The organism is Pseudomonas sp. NPDC077186, from assembly GCF_044543505.1.
Lineage (GTDB): Bacteria > Pseudomonadota > Gammaproteobacteria > Pseudomonadales > Pseudomonadaceae > Aquipseudomonas.
Map to the genome: position 1 here is coordinate 68,450 of NZ_JBITWE010000004.1, position 16,738 is coordinate 85,187.

A 16,738-nucleotide genomic window follows, 5' to 3' on the forward strand; every position below is an offset into this window, starting at 1 on the left:
TAATCAAGATCGAAAAGGCACAGCCTACTACTGCGCACAGGATGAGGCGGTGAATCCGCACTTCTGGGTCACGGAGGCGACCAAAAAAGTTGGTGGACGATGCCGGTGGCTGTCATCTATTTCTGGGGCTGATTCGGCGGGCATTCGCTGCGCTGCATCGCGTGAAAGGGCACGGGTTCCATGATGGGGCGACCTTAAAGGTCCGACTACCGACGGAAAAAAGACCTTGACGCGCCAGCTCTGGGCCGGATCGGAGTCTGTGAGCCCCCAGATTAGCCGATGGTCACCTCACCAATTTGCCGGGCGCGGTCGATGAATCGGCTGAGGGCCTCAGGGCGTGGCTGATCGAGCAGGGTGATGAACGTCGCTGTGCTCGGTACATCGTCCGTGACAGGGCGGACGATCACATCTGGGTGATTGTAGAGCGTGATTTGCGAGGCCAGGCCAATGCCGATGCCGTAGCCGGCAGCGACCAACATCACCATGGGTTCGTGCCCAGAAACGTATTCGGCATTTGTGGGAAACGGCAAGGTCGCTTCGTAGAACCAGCGATGAATCACGTCGTATCCCCCTGAACACAGCTCTGGATGGCACAGAATCAAAGTGTGCCGAGCCACCTCCTGCAGAGGAATTTTTTCCAAGGAGAGAAGAGGGTGGTTTCGCGGGATGGCAATGATGGGGCGATCGGTCCAAACGACTTCCTTGACCAGCCCAGCGCTGAGCTCGGTATGCACAGTGAAGCCCGCATCAATCTGGTCATGCACCAATGCCCTAACCATCTCGCTGACGGTCATCTCAACGATCTTCACCTCGGTGAGGGGCTCTTCCTCTCGGCAACGTGCCAACAGTTTGGTCAGGTAGGGCTGAGCAAGACTGTCAGTCAGGCCGATGCGTAGCCGGCCGCGATAGCCCTTCTCAGCTGCACGGACACGGCTCTGAGCATCTTCTACGAAGCTGAGTATGCGGCGAGCGTCGTCCTGGAAAACTTCACCGGCCCAAGTCAAACGCATGCCCGCCTTCGTGCGTTGGAATAAGCGGACCCCCAACCCCGACTCCAACTCTCTGATGGCCCGCGACAGGGGGGAGGGTTCGATATGGACTCTGGCTGCCGCCCGCGAAAAGCTCAGCTCTTCGGCGACGACCAGAAAATAGCGCAGATGACGTATCCGCATACAACAGCCTCCGTGCTTGCTCTGCTCCTCTTGGATGGCCCGCAGTAATCCCTCACAAGGGGCGCATGCGATTCCGTCTTCGAAGAGTCCTCTTTGACGCTCCTTGGTGGGCTCCAGCCCCGCCTGGTGATCCCGGGGCGCTCGTGCTGCAATGCGACCGGGACGCTCTACCGCCGCGAGAGGTTGGGCGGTGATGGCACAATAACCCCACTTGATAACGGGATGTACCACCAATGAAAGAAAATGTGCCCAGGCCCCATCGGGCCGGCGAAGGGGGCGCAGCAAGGCTCGTTATCAGCCTCTAGCCGGCTCAAAAGAAAAATTGCTGGCAGGGGTTGCCTGGCTCATCAAACAAGTCCATAATTGCGTCCGCTGCCAAGGCAGTGATTGCGGAAAAGCCTTTTAAATCAAAAGGTTGGAGACTTGGTTCTAGTCTCGTTTCCCGCTCCAGTTTTACACGAGTCGCCACGGCGGCTCGTTTGATTTAAGGCTGAGTTGCAGAGTGGTTATGCACCGGATTGCAAATCCGTGAACGCCGGTTCGATTCCGACCTCAGCCTCCAATTCAAAAAAGCCTCGTAGATCCATGATTTACGAGGCTTTTTTATTACCCCAAGGCAATCCCCATGCCTTGCGGCTGCTGTAGGCGCTGTATATAGTCCAGCCCTTCAGCGTAGCGCTACCGCCCGAATGGCGAAATCGGTAGACGCAGGGGACTTAAAATCCCTCGCCAGCAATGGCATGCCGGTTCGAGTCCGGCTTCGGGCACCATTTCAAATCAAGCACTTACGATTCTTCTTGAATGTGACGCTTGATCGCTCATCCCGGCGGTTTCTCGCACTCTTCTCATTGAGGCAGTTTATGCCTCATCGCTCTGCCATAACCGCGCAGAATTTACGGCGAGCGATCACTGCAGCCTGCCCAGCACTGCGGCAGGCTGCAGGCGCGCCCGCGCCGCGTCGGGGCAAGCGCCGCTTACTGGAACAGGGCCGCGTTGGCGGCCAGGACTTCGTCGGCGCATTGGGCGTCCAGGTGGCCGCCCGGGGCACCGGCCACGCCGATCGCACCGATCACGTTATCGCCGGCTTTCACCGGGACGCCGCCGCCCTGCAGGAGGAAGCCGGGGATGTCGGTGAGGTTGGCGGCGCCCGGGTTCTTCTGCGCGTTTTCCATGATGGCCAGGGTCGGCGTTTTCGCCGATGCGGCGGTGAAGGCCTTGGCAGGGCCAGCCAGAGAACCAGGGTACGGATGTCGGTCAGGGGCTTCACGGCGGATATCATGCCAGCCGCCTCGGGGGCCCGCCATCCGTATGGCTACGGAGGAGCGCGGAGCGGCTAGCGGTGCATGGCGTGCAGCCGTTCGGCCGGCGGCCCGATCAGGTGTGGCTGCCCAGGATCAGGCTGTCGAGCGCCGGCATGGGCGGCTCGTCCGCCATGGCCTGGCCGGGGCGGCGTGCCTGGCGGTACTCGCTGGGCGTGCAACCGCAGGACTGCTTGAAGGCGCGGGCGAAGTAGGAGGGGTCCTTGAAACCGGCCTCGTAACCGATGCTGGTGATTGGCATCTGGCTGTTGTCGAGCAACTCCTTGGCGAAGTCCATGCGCTTGTTCAGGATGTACTCCATAAAACCGACGCCGACGACGTCCTTGAACAGGCGGCTGAAGCGGAAGGGGGTCATGCCGCAACGCTGCGCCAGATCCTTCTGGTCGACGCTCTCACGGAAATGCTGGTCGATATGCTGCAACACCTTGTGCAGTGGCTGCTGCTTCTGGTGCTCGGTGGTCAGACGGATGCTTTCGGGCAGGGTGGGGTGACGCTCCACCAGCGGTTTCCTGGAGTGACCGCTGACGCTGCGGCGTAGCTCGCACAGTTGCTGCAGGGAGTGCAGGTAGCGACTTTTCTCCGCCGCCGAGAGCGGCAGCACCATGTATTCCCAGACCCGCGAGCGCATGGCCCATACGGCCAACTCCTCCGAGTGTTGCACGGTGAACATGGTGATCGGGATCGAGGGCGCAGTACGTTTGACCTCCAGCAACAGGTTGAGACCGAGTGCATCCGGGCGGTCGAAATGCATGCAGATCATGTCCGGCTGTTCATGCGTGCGCTCCGGCAGAGCGGAGTTCTTGGCCAGACGACAATCGCAGGTTGAACGGAAATGGCCGATCAGTTCTTCCACCGATCGGTCGTGCGTCAGATCGAGCCATAGCAAGAATGGCTTTGTGGCCGAGTTAGACTTCATACCCTTAGCTCTGCGCCTCTGTTTTTGCGCCTCCCCGCCTTGAGTATTGTCACTGTGCCACTACTGTAAAGATCGAATAAAAATAAGAAACAGGTGGCTTAGGTTCTTACGCTCTAGATTTATCTGCGTGCCTAGTGCCACGGGGACTCCTCGATCTTATCGGATCAATGGGCCAACTACCGCCTGTCGCCTGAGAATTAGTTGCAGAATCATCTGTAAGTTATTCCTTTGGCTGGACTTTTCCTGTTCAGCCGAGGAGGGTGGCGATGGTCGCTAGTCGAGCCGGTCAGTGCGGCAAAAAAGTCCTAGCGATTCGCAAAAAACTCCTAACTCCCTGCTTGTTTGCCTGACTAGGGTTCAAGCAGGCGGGGCAAGTAGTGCCGCCGATTTCCTGGAAGAACAACTTTCGAGTGAGGTGGGCGAAATGACTTTTCAAGCAATCAAGACTTCGGTGATGAAGTTCGTTAAAGACGAGGATGGTCTGACCATCGTCGAGTATGCGGTGGCGGGCGGGTTGATTACGGTTGCGGTCGTCGCGGCCTTCGTAATTCTCGGAAACAACGTGAATACCAAGATTACGGCGCTCGGCACCGCTGTAGGTACCTGATTGACTCCCTGAGAATATGGCTGTCAAGAGGAGTTCGCAGCGATGTCCATAGAGCAGATGGTTCCATTCATTGTGCTACTAGGGCTGCTGGGCTTTGCGGTGGCGAGCGATCTGCGCCGCCACCGCATTCCCAACCTTCTGGTGGTGCTAGGCCTGGCTCTGGGGCTGGCCGGCCAGGCTTATGCCGGCGGTCTGGCTGGCCTGGGCGCAAGCCTGCTGGGGTTGTCGATAGGTTTCGCGGTGTTTTTGCCCCTGTATGTGCTGGGCGGCATGGCCGCCGGCGACGTCAAGCTGATGGCCATGGTCGGCGCCTTTCTCACCCCGAGCAGTGCGTTGTGGGCAGCGTTATTCAGCCTGATTACCGGAGGCCTGTGCGGCTTTCTGCTGGTGCTTCTACGCGGGCAGTTGCTGCAGACCCTGGCACGCTACGGCCTGATGCTCAAGGCCCGCGCCTACTTTGCTCCGGCCGCGGATGAAGTGGCCGGCAAACCCTTTCCTTATTCGGCGGCGATTCTGTTGGGCACCCTGGCCAGTCTGTACTGGCTGCATTTCGCCCAATGACCCGGGAGGCACGTCATGTATGCAGTCAGCGACAGCGATGCCTACCCCAGCGAACGCGAAGCCGTAGAACGCCTGGCCCCGCAGCCGCGGAGCATCAGCGAAACCGGCCTGGCGGACAACTTTCTCGGCGACCTGGTGTGTAAGCACCTGCATGATGCCGGGGTACTGGCCATGCCGCAGCTGGTCGAGCGCCTGGCGTTGACCGGCGCGGTGCTGGACGAGATCCTGGCCTTTCTGCGCAAGGATGGCCGCATCGAGGTACTGGGCCAGGCCGGTGCGCAGGCGGCCAGCCAGGGGCTGCGCTACGGCTTGACCGAGCGCGGCCGCAGCGCCGCCCGCGATGCCCTGGCGCGCAGCGGCTATATCGGCGCGGCGCCCTATCCGGTGAGCGGCTACCGTTCGCTGCTCAAGGTGCAGACCATCCACCATGGCCGCATCACCTCGCGCGACATGCATGCGGCCTTCGCCAGCGTGGTGCTGTCCGAGGCCATGCTCGATCAACTGGGCGTGGCCCTGAATTCCGGGCGCGCCATCATGATTTACGGCCCGGCCGGCACCGGCAAGACCTACATCAGCAGCCGTCTGATCCGCCTGTTCGCCGAGGCCGTCTGGGTGCCCTACGCCATCGCCATCAACGACGCGGTGATCGAGATCTACGATCCCCAGGTGCATCAGCGCCTGGACGACGACGGCCAAGCCAACAGCCTGATGCTCAACGAGGGCATCGACCGCCGTCTGCTGTGCTGCCGGCGCCCGGTGGTGATCACCGGCGGCGAGCTGAGCATGGAGCAGCTGGATATCCGCTACGACCCGTTCAGCCGCCAGTACCAGGCGCCGCTGCAGCTCAAGGCCAGCAATGGCCTGTTCATCATCGACGACATGGGGCGCCAGCGCATGGCGCCGGCCGAGCTGCTCAATCGCTGGATCGTGCCGATGGAGGAGAAACGCGACTTCCTCAACCTCGGCGGTGGGCGGCATTGCGAGCTGCCGTTCGACCTGGTGCTGGTGTTCTCCACCAACCTCAACCCGCTGGAGCTGGCCGACGAGGCCTTCCTCCGGCGCATCGGCTACAAGCTGCATTTCGATTACCTCAAGCCCCACGAGTACGAGCGCATCTGGCGCCAGGAATGCGAGCGCCTGGGCATCGCCTACGACCCGATTCTGCTGCGCTATGTGCTGCAGGGCCTGTACGAGAGCGAGGGCATGCCGCTGGTGCCCTGCCACCCGCGCGACCTGCTGGGCATGGCGCTGGATCGCCAGCGTTACGTCGATGGCTCCGGGCCGCTGTCGCCGCGCGAGCTGGAGTGGGCCTGGCGCAACTACTTCGTCCAACTCGACTTTCTTGGATAAGGAGATACAGACATGAGCGCGCGTACTCTCACCCTGGTGGCCCTGTCCCTGATGCTCGGCCTGGGCGCCGCCTGGATGGCCAACAACTGGCTCAGCGCCCGGCTCAATGCCAGCCCGGACGACAACCTGCAGAACGTGGTGGTCGCCACCGTGGAGATTCCCTTCGGGCAGATGGTCGAGGCGCAGCACGTGACCGTGGTGCGCATGCCCAAGGGTACCGCGCCGGACGATGCCTTCGATGCGACGGACAAGGTGGTCGGCAAGATCGCCACCTTCACCATGCTGCGCGGCGACATCGTGCGCGGTGCGCGCCTGGCCGAGCACCTGGGCGGCAGCACCCTGGCCTCGCTGATCGAGGCGAACAAGCGCGCGGTATCGGTGCGGGTCGACGATGTGGTGGGCGTTGGCGGCTTCCTGCTGCCGGGCAACCGTGTCGATGTTCTGGCCACCCGGAAAGTCGGCAATAACAGCGATGCCGAAGCGAAAACCATCCTCGAAGACCTGCGGGTGCTCGCCGTCGACCAGACCGCCAGCACCGACAAGACCCAGCCGGTGGTGGTGCGCGCGGTGACCCTGGAGATGACCAGCGAAGAGGCCGAGGTGCTGGTCAAGGCGCAAACCGAAGGCAGGCTGCAACTGGCGCTGCGCAACCCGCTGAACGACCAGAAAAAGCCGGAAGTCGTCGCCAAGCCGGTAGTCGCGGCGCCTGCGCCGGCGCCGCTGGTCAAGGCGCTCAAGCCGGCGGTGCGCCGCGGCGGCGATGGCGGCGGCGTCACCATCATCCGCGGCACCGCTGTCGAGGTGAGCAAGGTACAGCTGTAGAGAGGCCAGGTGCCGGCATCGGAACGGTTCGACGCCCCCTGCAATCAGGCAAAGCGGCATACCCAGAAAGGAGCAGGACATGGATAACATCCGGAGACTCGGGACCTTTGCGTTGTACCTGCTAGGCGCCTGGCTGCTGTCGGGTGCCGCGGTGCAGGCAGCCGAGGCGCCTGCGGCGGTGGCCGCGATGCCGGCCGCCAATATCAGCAGTATCCAGGTGCCGCTCTACAAATCGCGGGTGCTGACCACCCGTGCGCCGGTGAAACGGGTCTCGGTAGGCAATGCGGAAATCGCCGATATCCTGATCACCAGCCCGACCCAGCTCTATCTGCTCGGTCGCTCCCTGGGCAGCACCAACGTGCTGCTGTGGGATGGCGGCAACCGCCTGATCGACAGCCTCGATCTGGAAGTGGTGCACGATCTGGGCGGCCTGAAAGGCAAGCTGCATCAGCTGATGCCCAACGAGCGAATCGAGGTGTTCAGTGCCCAGGGCGCCCTGGTGCTGCGCGGTCAGGTGAGCAGCGCCGCCGTGATGGATACCGCGATCAAGCTGGCCAAGAGCTACACCGCGCAGAGCGCCAGCGTGGTGCAGGGCGAGGGCGAGGCGGCCGCGGCGACGCCGACCCAGTCGCTGGAGGTGATCAACCTGCTCACCGTAGGCGGCAGCCAGCAGGTGATGCTGGAGGTCAAGGTGGCGGAGATCCAGCGCAACCTGTTCAAGAACCTCAACGTGCGCTTCAACGCCCTGGACTTCGGCTCCTCCGGTCGTTGGTCCGGCGGCGGTTTCAACAGTGGCACCGGCGCGGGCGGCATTCCCCTGGGGTTCGTGCCCGATCCGGTGAACGACGGCTTCATCATTCCCGACCCGACCAGCCTGATCGGCAGCGGCAAGGGCATCTTCGCGCAGTTCCTCTCCGACGAGTTTCTGTTCAACGTGGTGCTGGAGGCGTCCAAGGACAACGGTTCGGCCAAGGTCCTGGCGGAACCGACCCTGACCACCCTCACCGGGCAGCAGGCAGAGTTCATTTCCGGCGGCGAGTTTCCCGTGCCGATCACCGAGGACGATGGCATCACCATCGAGTTCAAGGAGTTCGGCGTGGGGGTGAAATTCCTCCCGGTGGTACTCGACTCCGGGCGTATCAACCTCAACCTGAATGTCTCGGTCAGCGAGCTTTCCAACGTCAACTCGCTGGTGCTGGACACCGGCCTGGACAGCGTGCTGGGCGACGGGGTGACTCAGGTGATTCCCTCGCTGACCAAGCGCAGCGCGCAGTCCACCGTCGAGCTGGGCAACGGCCAGACCATCGCCATTGCCGGTTTGATCAGCGAGAACACCCGCGATTTCGTCAGCCGTTTTCCGGGGCTGGGCGATATCCCGGTGCTGGGCCACCTGTTCCGCAGCCAGCAGTTCCTCAATGGCGAAACCGAACTGGTGATCCTGGTGACGCCGCACCTGGCCAAACCCATAGATGCCCGCAGCGTGCGCCTGCCCACCGAGAAGTTTGTCGAGCCGAGCGATCTGGATTTCTACCTGCTCGGCAAGACCAAGGGACGCCAGATGGGGCGGCACGTGCCCGTCAGCCTGGGCGTCAGCGAGGGCAGTTTCGGCCACGATCTCGAGTAGTTACGGGTACGGACTGGCTTAGCGTCCGGGGCAGATGTGCAAGGAGACTCGCCCTGGCGGGCCTCGCAAGAGCAACGATTGGAGGCAGCGACCATGAAAACCATGATTCCCCTGTGCCTGCTGGCGTCCGCCTTGGCCGGCTGCATGAGCTACGACGAGGGCCGGGTGGGCCCGTTGGGTTCCACCATCTATGACATCCACTACCAGCAGATCGCCGACAAGGCGCAAGCGGCCAACCCCGGCACCGACGTTTCCCCCGTAGGCACCGATGGCCCGCTGACGGAGAAGGTCATGGACGGCTATCGCGGGGTGACCGGCGACGCGCAGCAGGTCGGTCAGCCCATCCAGATCAATATCGGCAACTGAGGACTGGATGATGAGCCCCCGTATGCGCCGGTCGTTTCGCCCGCTGCCACGCCGTCAGCGGGGGGCGGTGATAGTGCTGGTCGTGGTGGCACTGGCGGCCATGTTGTTGATGGCCGCTCTGGCCCTGGACGGCGGGCATATGCTGGCGAACAAGACCCGTCTGCAAAATGCCGTGGACGCCGCGGCGCTGAGCGGCGCCAAGACCCTGAGCCAGGTCATGGGCTCGGGCAATGCCTCGAGCCTGACGCGCGATGCGGCGCTCGCTACCCTGACGCTCAATGCCAGCGCGGCGGGCAATGGCGAACTGGCCAGCGCCATTGGCGCCGCCGGCGGCGTCGGCGCCTTTGCCGTGGTGCAGCTGGCCGCCAGCGTCGAAGGGCCTTTCGCCTATCCGGGGCCGACCGATGCCCGTTTCGTGCGGGTGACGGTGGCCAATTATTCCTTGAGCCGGTTCTTCTGGGATTTCGCCGAGGCATTCGGCGTGGGCAACCTCGGCGACAAGGCGGTGGCGGCAATCGCCACTGCCGGGCCGAGCCAGACCGCACCGTGCAACCTGGCGCCCCTGATGGTCTGTGGCGATGCCGACCAGTACGACCCGGGCAATGGCCTGTTCTGGGGCTACCGCTTCGGCGACCTGGAAGTGTTGAAGAGCGCCGCCGGCAACGAACCGGCCATCGGCCCCGGCAACTTCCAGCTGATCCGCCTGGGCGACAACACCGGTGCCGACGATATCCGCGATGCCCTGTGCGAGGGTATAGATCAGTGCCTGACCACGGGCGAGCCGGTCGAGACCGAACCGGGCAACAGCGTGGGCCCGGTGGCCCAGGGTCTGAATACCCGCTTCGGGGAATATAACGGGCCGGTCAACGCCAACGCTTGCCCGCCGGATCTGGTGACCAGCTTCACCACGCCGCGCATGACCTATGCCGAGCCCAATGTGGTGCACCAGAACCGACTGGTTCAATCCAGTGGCGGCGATCTGTACACCAGCAGCGGCGCACTGCTCGACTACAACGACTGGGTTGACAGCGTTGCCGGCTGCCCGAGCGGTTGCGAGGCCAACGGGGTGTTCGAGCGGCGCCTGTTGAAGATAGTAGTGGGCGACTGCGACGGTGCCTCCGGCGGGCAGACCTCGGTGCCGGTGCTGGGCTACGGCTGCTTCTTCCTGGTCCAGACGGTCAGCCAGCAAGGCAACCAGGCGCAGATCTTCGGCCAGTTCGTCACCGATTGCGAAGGGGACAGCGTGCCCGGGCCAGTACTGGACGACGTGGGACCGAAGATCATCCAGCTGTACAAAACCTATCTCGACCCGACGACGCCGAGCCCGGATTCCTAGGCGTAGTTTCGACCGGTTAGCGGTGAACCCAGTTACTGGGAGGTGCTTATGCACGTTCATTCATTCAAGCCAGGCCAGGCCCAGCGCGGCGTGGCCATGGTCGAGTTCGCCATCGCCCTGCCGTTGCTGCTGTTGCTGTTGCTGGCCATCGGCGAGTTCGGCCGCATGCTCTACCACCACAACAGCCTGCTGCAGGCCAGCCGCGATGCCGGTCGCTATGTCGCCGGGCAAGCCTGGAACGCGACCCTGGGGCAGATCGATCTGAACGGCGATCTGCAGAGCAAGACCAAGAGCGTCGCCGTCTATGGCGTGCCGGCCAACCCAGGCGGCTACGCTCCGGTGGTGCCGCAGCTGACGACCGCCGACGTGACGGTCGAGCCGGTCGGCGGCGAGCACGTGCGGGTCAGCATCGCCTACCTGTTCCGCCCGGTGATCGGCGCTTCGCTGCCGACCTTCTTCGGCGAGCCGATTGTGCTGGGCATCACGCTGAACTCCAGCGTGGTCATGAGGGTGCTGTGATGAACGCAAAGCGCATGCAGGGGGTGTACGTGGTGGAGTTCGCCATCATCGGCCTGCTGCTGTTCACCCTGTTGTTCGGCGTGCTGGAAATGGGCCGCCTGTACTTCACCGTCGGCACCTTGAACGAAGTGGTGCGGCGGGGCGCGCGGCTGGCGGCGGTCTGCCAGATCAGCGACCCGGTGGTGTTGCGGCGGGCGATTTTCAATGCGGCGAACGACGAGGGTGCCAGCGGCCTGATCGGCAACCTGGATACGGCCGATCTGAGTCTGGTTTATCTGGACGAGAACGGTGCCGTGGTGGCCAGCCCCGGTGATCCGGCGAATCTGAGTTCGATTCGTTTCGTCCAGCTCAGCATCGAGAACTTTGCCTTTACGTTGCTCATTCCTGGGTTCGGTGGGGGCGTCAACCTGCCGGTGTTCAGGGCGATCTTGCCCCGCGAAAGCCTCGGCTCCGATGGCGAGGGTGGAGACACATCATGTTGAAGTCCAGTGAAGCGCCGACGGCCGCGCGCGCGGCCGGTAAGCGTGGCTTGCAGCTGCTGATCAGCAGCCGTGACGCGTCTGCCCTCAATCATCTGCGCACGGTGAGCCAGCGTCTGGGCACCCTGCAGGTGAGCACCAGGCTGGTGAGCAACGGGCATACCGACCCCCTGTATGGCCTGGAACAGATGCCCGATCTCCTGTTGCTGTGCGTCAGTCACCTGTGGCGCGAGGAGCTGGCGGCCTTGCTCCAGCGACCGGCCCATGAGCGGCCGCCCTTGCTGGTCTGTGGCCCGCTCGAGGAGCGCGAAGGCATCCGCCTGGCGATGCAGGCCGGTGCCCGCGATTTCCTGCCCGAACCGGTGGCCGCCGACGAACTGCTGGCCGCCCTGGGGCGAATGATCCAGGAAACCCAGGCCGGCCAGGCCACGGGCGGCCAGCTGATTGCGGTGATCAATGCCAAGGGCGGCTCGGGCGCCACCCTGTTGGCCTGCAACCTGGCCCACCAGCTGAGTGCGCGCGGCGGCAATACCCTGTTGCTGGATCTGGATCTGCAGTTCGGTAGCGTCGCCCATTGCCTGGACATGCTGCCGACGCACAGCCATGTGGAGGTGCTGCAACAGGTCGAGGACATGGACGGTGTCGCCTTGCGCGGCTTCTGCAGCCATTTCAGCCCGACCCTGCATGTGCTGGGCGGCCGCTCCGGCGAGCTGTGCCTGGCGCAGGACGTGCGGCTGGAACAGCTGGAGGCGCTGCTGCGGCTGGCGCGCAGCACCTACGACTGGGTGGTGGTGGATCTGCCGCGGCAGATCGATCACCTCACCGGCATCACCCTGGAGCAGGCCGATCGGGTCTATATCCTGGTCCAGCAGAGCCTCAGCCACCTGAAGGACGCCACCCGCCTGGTGCGCATCATGCGCGAGGAGCTGGGCGTACAGGGCGAGCGCTTGCAGGTGGTGGTCAACCGCTACGACAAGGCCGCGCCGGTAAGCCTGCAGGACATCGCCGAAGCGCTGCGCTGCACGGCGTTGCAGAAACTGCCCAACGACTACCTGGTGGTCAGCGAGAGTCAGAACACCGGGGTACCGCTGGAGCTGCATGCGCCGCGCGCCCCGTTGACCCTCGGCATGCGCAAGTTGAGCCAGGCCCTGCTCGGCACCCAGGCTGCCGAGCAGGGCTTGCTGAAACGCACCTTTGGCCGACTGTTCAGGGGATAGACCATGCTCAGTGAATTTCGCAATCGCCTGCGCCAACACGCCGTCAAGAACTCGCCGACGGCTGTGCCCGAGGAGCTTGGGCTCGGCGATCAGAGCGATGAGGTACCCATGGCCTGGGAAAACAGTGCGCCGGATGCGCTCTACGAGACCAAGTCGCGCCTCAACCCGATGGAAGCGGAGTGGCGGGAGAGGATCTACCAGCAGCTGCTCAAGGTCATGGATCTGTCGCTGCTCGACTCCCTCGAGCCGGACGACGCCGGCCGGCAGATCCGCGAGCTCAGCCAGCGCCTGCTGGACGAGCATTCGGCGCCGGTGAGCGCCAGCAGCCGCCAGCTGATCATCAAGCAGATCACCGACGAAGTGCTGGGGCTCGGCCCGTTGGAGCCGCTGCTGGCCGACCACAGCGTGTCGGACATCCTGGTCAACGGCCATGCCTCGGTGTACGTCGAGCGCCACGGCAAGCTGCAGCGCACCGACGTGCGCTTTCGCGACGACCAGCACCTGCTCAACATCATCGACCGCATCGTTTCCAGCCTGGGGCGGCGCATCGACGAGTCCTCGCCGCTGGTAGACGCCCGCCTCAAGGACGGCTCGCGGGTCAATGCGATCATCCCGCCGCTGGCCATCGACGGGCCGAGCATGTCGATCCGTCGTTTCGCCGTGGACCTGCTGAACACCGAGAGCCTGGTGCAGATGGGCACCCTGACCCCGGCCATCGCCCTGGTGCTCAAGGCCATCGTGCGCGGGCGGCTGAACGTGCTGGTGTCTGGCGGCACCGGCACCGGCAAGACCACCATGCTCAACGTGCTGTCCAGCTTCATTCCGCATAACGAGCGGATCGTCACCATCGAGGATTCGGCCGAGCTGCAACTGCAGCAGCCGCACGTGGTGCGCCTGGAAACCCGGCCGCCGAACATCGAAGGCCGTGGCGAGGTCAACCAGCGCGAGCTGGTGCGCAACAGTCTGCGCATGCGTCCGGACCGCATCGTCATCGGCGAGGTGCGCGGCGCCGAGTCGTTGGACATGCTCACCGCGATGAATACCGGCCACGATGGCTCGCTGACCACCATCCACGCCAATACCGCGCGCGACGCCCTGGGGCGCATCGAGAACATGGTGTCGATGACCGGCGCGACCTTTCCGATCAAGGCCTTGCGTCAGCAGATCGCCTCGGCCATCGACGTGGTGATCCAGTTGGAGCGCCAGGAGGATGGCAAGCGGCGGCTGGTCAGCGTGCAGGAGATCAACGGCATGGAGGGCGAGATCATCACCATGACCGAGATCTTCGCCTTCGTCCGCCGCGGCATCGGCGAACAGGGCGAAGTGCTCGGCGACTACCGACCGACCGGCATGGTGCCGGCCTTCCGCGACGTGCTGGCCAAGCGTGGCATCGAGCTGCCGCTGAACCTGTTCCGCCCGGAATGGATGGAGGGGCAGTCATGAACCAGATTCCCAGCGAATTCATCCTGGCCTTCCTCGGCATGGTCTTCGCCGCGGTGTTCCTTCTCAGCCAGGGCCTGGTGGTGCCGGTGTTCGGCGAGGCGGGCAAGGTGCGCAAGCGCATCCGCGGGCGTCTGCAGGTGCTGGAGCAGGCCAGCAACCTGCCGAACATGCAGACGATCCTGCGGCAGAAGTACCTGCGTCGCCTGTCGCCGCTGGAGGCGCGGCTGGAGCAGCTGCCGGCCATGGAAGCGCTGGCGCAGATGATCGAGCAGGCCGGGCATCATTACCGCGCCTATCGGGTGGTGCTGCTCGGCCTGCTGCTGGGGGTTGCCGCCGGCCTGCTGCTGTGGTGGTTGACCCGGTTCTGGTGGCTGGCCTTGCCTGCGGCCTTGGCGGTGTGCTGGTTGCCGGTGCTGAAGATCGCCAGCGACCGCGGCAGGCGCTTCGCCCAGTTCGAGGAGGGCCTGCCGGATGCCCTGGACGCCATGTGCCGCGCCCTGCGTGCCGGCCATCCGTTCAACGAGACCCTGCAGCTGGTGGCCGAGGAGCACCGCGGCCCGGTGGCCCATGAGTTCGGCCTGACCTTCGCCGACATCAACTACGGCAACGACGTGCGCCGGGCCATGCTCGGTCTGCTCGAACGCATGCCGAGCATGACGGTGATGATGCTGGTGACTTCGGTGCTGATCCACCGCGACACCGGCGGCAACCTGACCGAGGTGCTGGAGCGTTTGAGCAGCCTGATTCGCGGGCGCTTTCGCTTCCAGCGCAAGGTCAGGACCTTGTCCGCGGAGGGGCGCATGTCGGCCTGGGTGCTGGTGGCCGTGCCGTTCGTGCTGGCGGCGGCGATCGTGCTGTCGAGCCCGACCTATCTGCCCTTGCTGATCAAGGAACCCATCGGCCAGAAGCTGGTGATGGCGGCTTTCGCCGCCATGCTGGTAGGGATTTTCTGGATTCGCCGGATCATCCGGATTCAGGTCTAGCCGTCGCTCGTAGAGGAGGTATGGGTCATGGACTATCTGCTGAGTCTGCTCAATCGCGTGGTGGGTAACGAGGAGCTGGCGCGCCTGTTGTTCGTCGGCGCCATAGGCCTGAGTGCAGTGCTGGCGATGGTCACTCTGGCGGTGCTGGTGCTGGGCCTGCGCGATCCGGTGCAGCGGCGCCTGGCCCTGATCAAACGTGGCCATGGCGGCCTGGGCGCCAGCCAGGAGGCGCCGAGCAACCTGCAGTTGATGCTGGAGCAGGTGGGGCAGCGGTTTAGCCCCGACGAGCAGGGCCGGGAGTCCGCCACCCGTACCCTGCTGACGCATGCCGGCTATCGCTCGCCGGCGGCCGTGCAGATCTACTGGGCGATCCGCCTGCTGGCGCCGTTGCTGCTGGTGGGCCTGAGCCTGCTGGCCTTGCCGCTGATCCCCACACTGTCGCTGGCCATGGGCATTGCCCTGGTGGCGGGCGCGGCGGCCGTCGGCTGGCTGGTGCCGGCCATATATGTCGACAAGCGCAAGGCGGCGCGGATGACCCGCTTGCTGGTGGCCTTTCCCGATGCCCTGGATCTGATGGTGGTCTGCGTGGAGTCGGGGTTGGCCTTGCCCCAGGCCATCGAACGGGTGGCCGACGAAATGGCGGTGAGCCAGGCGGAACTGGCGGTGGAACTGGCCCTGGTCAACGCGGAAATCCGTGCCGGCATCCCCAGTACCGAGGCGCTCAAGCACCTGGCCGAGCGCACCGGTCTGGAGGAGATCCGCGGGCTGGTCAGCCTGCTGGCGCAGAGCATTCGCTTCGGTACCAGCGTGGCGGCCACCTTGCGTATCTATGCCGAAGAGTTTCGCGACCGGCGCACCCAGAAAGCCGAGGAAGCGGCCGCGAAAATCGGTACCAAGCTGGTATTCCCACTAATCTTTTGCCTGTGGCCGAGCTTTTTCCTGGTGGCCATCGGTCCCGCACTCATTGGAGTGCTCAAAGTCTTCGGGAAGGTGTGACATGAACAGGATCAGTCTGCTGCTGGCTACGATGGTCGTGCTGTCCGGGTGTCAGAGCATGGGACCGGAGCCGCTGAGCAATACCCGCTCGATCTATACCGGTGACAATTCGCTGCTCTACCAGGTGAAGAAGCAAGCCAGCTCGCCCGAGCAGGCCATGCAGATCGCCGCCATGGCCTATCGGGCGGGCGACCTGGATCAGGCCCTGTATCAGTACCTGCGCGCCCTCGAGCTGGATCCGGAGCGTTACGCGGCGCTGGTCTGGGTCGGACGCATCCACCGCGAGCGGGGTAATAACCAGTTGGCGGAGATGGCCTTTGCCGAGGTGCTCGGCAAGGATGCGGAGAACCTCGCGGCGCTGACCGAGATGGGCCTGCTGCAACTGGCCCTGCGTCGTCAGGAGAAGGCCGCGCAGATACTGACGACGGCGGTGGCCATCGACCAGAAACGCTTCGCCGGCGAGGGGTTGCAGGTCGACAGCCAGTCGCCGCTCAAACTCTACAACGGCATGGGCGTGCTGGCCGACCTGCGCAACGATTTCGCCGCGGCAGCACTCTACTACGGCCTGAGCCTGCGCATCGACCCGGGTTCGGCGCTGGCCCACAACAGCCTGGCGTATTCCCAGTATCTGGCCGGCGACTGGTCGGGGGCCGAGCGTCAGTATCGCCGCGGCATCGACCTGGCGCCGAACTATAAGCCGCTATGGCGCAACTACGGCCTGTTGCTGGCCAGGAGCGAGCGCTACGAGGAGGCGTTGTCGGCTTTCGAGCAGGTCGGCAGCCGGGCCGAGGCCAGCAACGACGTGGGCTACGTCTGCCTGATCGAGGGCCGACTGGATATCGCCGAGCAGTTCTTCCACAGCGCCATCGAGCAATCGCCGGCTCACTATGCCCTGGCCTGGGACAACCTGCGCCGGGTCGAGCAGATCCGCAAGATCCGCCTGCAGAGTGGCCAGGCGCCCCTGGCCGAAGCGGTCGCCGGCGTTCCCGGCGAGCCGCAGGCGCTGCCCTGACCCGAGGACGGCCGCT

Annotated in this window: 18 protein-coding genes and 2 tRNA genes; 16 read left to right on the top strand and 4 right to left on the bottom strand. The window is 64.2% G+C overall.

Annotation, left to right across the window (positions count from 1 at the left end; all coding sequences use genetic code 11):
- Positions 1–272 precede the first annotated feature (272 nt).
- Both ACIGKL_RS15875 and ACIGKL_RS15880 read right to left on the bottom strand, forming a co-directional pair.
- On the bottom strand, positions 273–1,172 hold the full coding sequence (locus ACIGKL_RS15875) for a LysR family transcriptional regulator (protein ID WP_021441650.1): 900 nt from the start codon (positions 1,170–1,172) through the stop codon (positions 273–275).
- Positions 1,173–1,482: 310 nt separating this feature from the next.
- The gene (locus ACIGKL_RS15880; RefSeq protein WP_397487503.1) at positions 1,483–1,641 is read right to left on the bottom strand and encodes a hypothetical protein; all 159 of its coding nucleotides are present in this window, start codon (positions 1,639–1,641) and stop codon (positions 1,483–1,485) included.
- A 19-nt stretch (positions 1,642–1,660) separates the two neighbouring features.
- Here ACIGKL_RS15880 and ACIGKL_RS15885 point away from each other — a divergent pair.
- Positions 1,661–1,734, top strand: a tRNA-Cys gene (locus tag ACIGKL_RS15885).
- Positions 1,735–1,855: 121 nt separating this feature from the next.
- Positions 1,856–1,942 (top strand) — tRNA-Leu (locus tag ACIGKL_RS15890).
- A 204-nt stretch (positions 1,943–2,146) separates the two neighbouring features.
- On the opposite strand, the gene ACIGKL_RS15895 is transcribed toward ACIGKL_RS15890, so the two are convergent.
- On the bottom strand, positions 2,147–2,476 hold the full coding sequence (locus tag ACIGKL_RS15895) for a heme-binding protein (protein WP_397487504.1): 330 nt from the start codon (positions 2,474–2,476) through the stop codon (positions 2,147–2,149).
- A 70-nt stretch (positions 2,477–2,546) separates the two neighbouring features.
- Positions 2,547–3,407 (bottom strand): response regulator transcription factor, encoded by an 861-nt coding sequence (locus tag ACIGKL_RS15900; RefSeq protein ID WP_397487505.1) that lies wholly within the window; start codon positions 3,405–3,407, stop codon positions 2,547–2,549.
- Between the two features lie 424 nt (positions 3,408–3,831).
- On the opposite strand from ACIGKL_RS15900, the gene ACIGKL_RS15905 reads away from it, so the two are divergent.
- From ACIGKL_RS15905 to ACIGKL_RS15970, 14 genes are all read left to right on the top strand, one after another.
- Positions 3,832–4,014 (top strand): Flp family type IVb pilin, encoded by a 183-nt coding sequence (locus tag ACIGKL_RS15905; RefSeq protein ID WP_397487506.1) that lies wholly within the window; start codon positions 3,832–3,834, stop codon positions 4,012–4,014.
- A 42-nt stretch (positions 4,015–4,056) separates the two neighbouring features.
- Positions 4,057–4,575, top strand: a complete 519-nt coding sequence (locus ACIGKL_RS15910) for a prepilin peptidase (protein ID WP_397487507.1) — start codon at positions 4,057–4,059, stop codon at positions 4,573–4,575.
- Between the two features lie 15 nt (positions 4,576–4,590).
- On the top strand, positions 4,591–5,925 hold the full coding sequence (locus tag ACIGKL_RS15915; protein ID WP_397487508.1) for an AAA family ATPase: 1,335 nt from the start codon (positions 4,591–4,593) through the stop codon (positions 5,923–5,925).
- A 12-nt stretch (positions 5,926–5,937) separates the two neighbouring features.
- A complete protein-coding gene (gene cpaB, locus ACIGKL_RS15920; RefSeq protein WP_397487509.1) occupies positions 5,938–6,747 on the top strand; it encodes a Flp pilus assembly protein CpaB in 810 nt (269 codons plus the stop codon).
- Positions 6,748–6,826: 79 nt separating this feature from the next.
- Positions 6,827–8,371, top strand: a complete 1,545-nt coding sequence (locus tag ACIGKL_RS15925) for a type II and III secretion system protein family protein (RefSeq protein WP_397487510.1) — start codon at positions 6,827–6,829, stop codon at positions 8,369–8,371.
- Positions 8,372–8,464: 93 nt separating this feature from the next.
- Positions 8,465–8,737 carry a hypothetical protein gene (locus ACIGKL_RS15930; protein ID WP_397487511.1) on the top strand — a complete coding sequence of 91 codons (273 nt, stop codon included), beginning with the start codon at positions 8,465–8,467 and terminating at the stop codon, positions 8,735–8,737.
- 7 nt (positions 8,738–8,744) lie between these two features.
- Positions 8,745–10,073: a pilus assembly protein TadG-related protein gene (locus ACIGKL_RS15935; RefSeq protein WP_397487512.1), complete on the top strand. Its 1,329-nt coding sequence runs from the start codon at positions 8,745–8,747 to the stop codon at positions 10,071–10,073.
- A 48-nt stretch (positions 10,074–10,121) separates the two neighbouring features.
- Complete coding sequence (locus tag ACIGKL_RS15940; RefSeq protein ID WP_397487513.1) at positions 10,122–10,592, top strand: TadE/TadG family type IV pilus assembly protein; 471 nt, start codon at positions 10,122–10,124, stop codon at positions 10,590–10,592.
- Positions 10,592–11,074: a TadE/TadG family type IV pilus assembly protein gene (locus ACIGKL_RS15945; protein WP_397487514.1), complete on the top strand. Its 483-nt coding sequence runs from the start codon at positions 10,592–10,594 to the stop codon at positions 11,072–11,074. The genes ACIGKL_RS15940 and ACIGKL_RS15945 overlap by 1 nt, the downstream gene beginning before the upstream one ends.
- A complete protein-coding gene (locus ACIGKL_RS15950; RefSeq protein ID WP_397487515.1) occupies positions 11,068–12,288 on the top strand; it encodes an AAA family ATPase in 1,221 nt (406 codons plus the stop codon). Before ACIGKL_RS15945 ends, ACIGKL_RS15950 begins: the two co-directional genes overlap by 7 nt.
- A 3-nt stretch (positions 12,289–12,291) precedes the next feature.
- Positions 12,292–13,731, top strand: a complete 1,440-nt coding sequence (locus ACIGKL_RS15955; RefSeq protein WP_397487516.1) for a CpaF family protein — start codon at positions 12,292–12,294, stop codon at positions 13,729–13,731.
- On the top strand, positions 13,728–14,714 hold the full coding sequence (locus ACIGKL_RS15960) for a type II secretion system F family protein (RefSeq protein WP_397487517.1): 987 nt from the start codon (positions 13,728–13,730) through the stop codon (positions 14,712–14,714). The genes ACIGKL_RS15955 and ACIGKL_RS15960 overlap by 4 nt, the downstream gene beginning before the upstream one ends.
- A 27-nt stretch (positions 14,715–14,741) precedes the next feature.
- The gene (locus ACIGKL_RS15965; protein ID WP_397487518.1) at positions 14,742–15,710 is read left to right on the top strand and encodes a type II secretion system F family protein; all 969 of its coding nucleotides are present in this window, start codon (positions 14,742–14,744) and stop codon (positions 15,708–15,710) included.
- 1 nt (position 15,711) lies between these two features.
- Positions 15,712–16,722, top strand: coding sequence for a tetratricopeptide repeat protein (locus ACIGKL_RS15970; protein ID WP_397487519.1), 1,011 nt, complete (start codon positions 15,712–15,714; stop codon positions 16,720–16,722).
- The last annotated feature ends 16 nt before the right edge of the window (positions 16,723–16,738 follow it).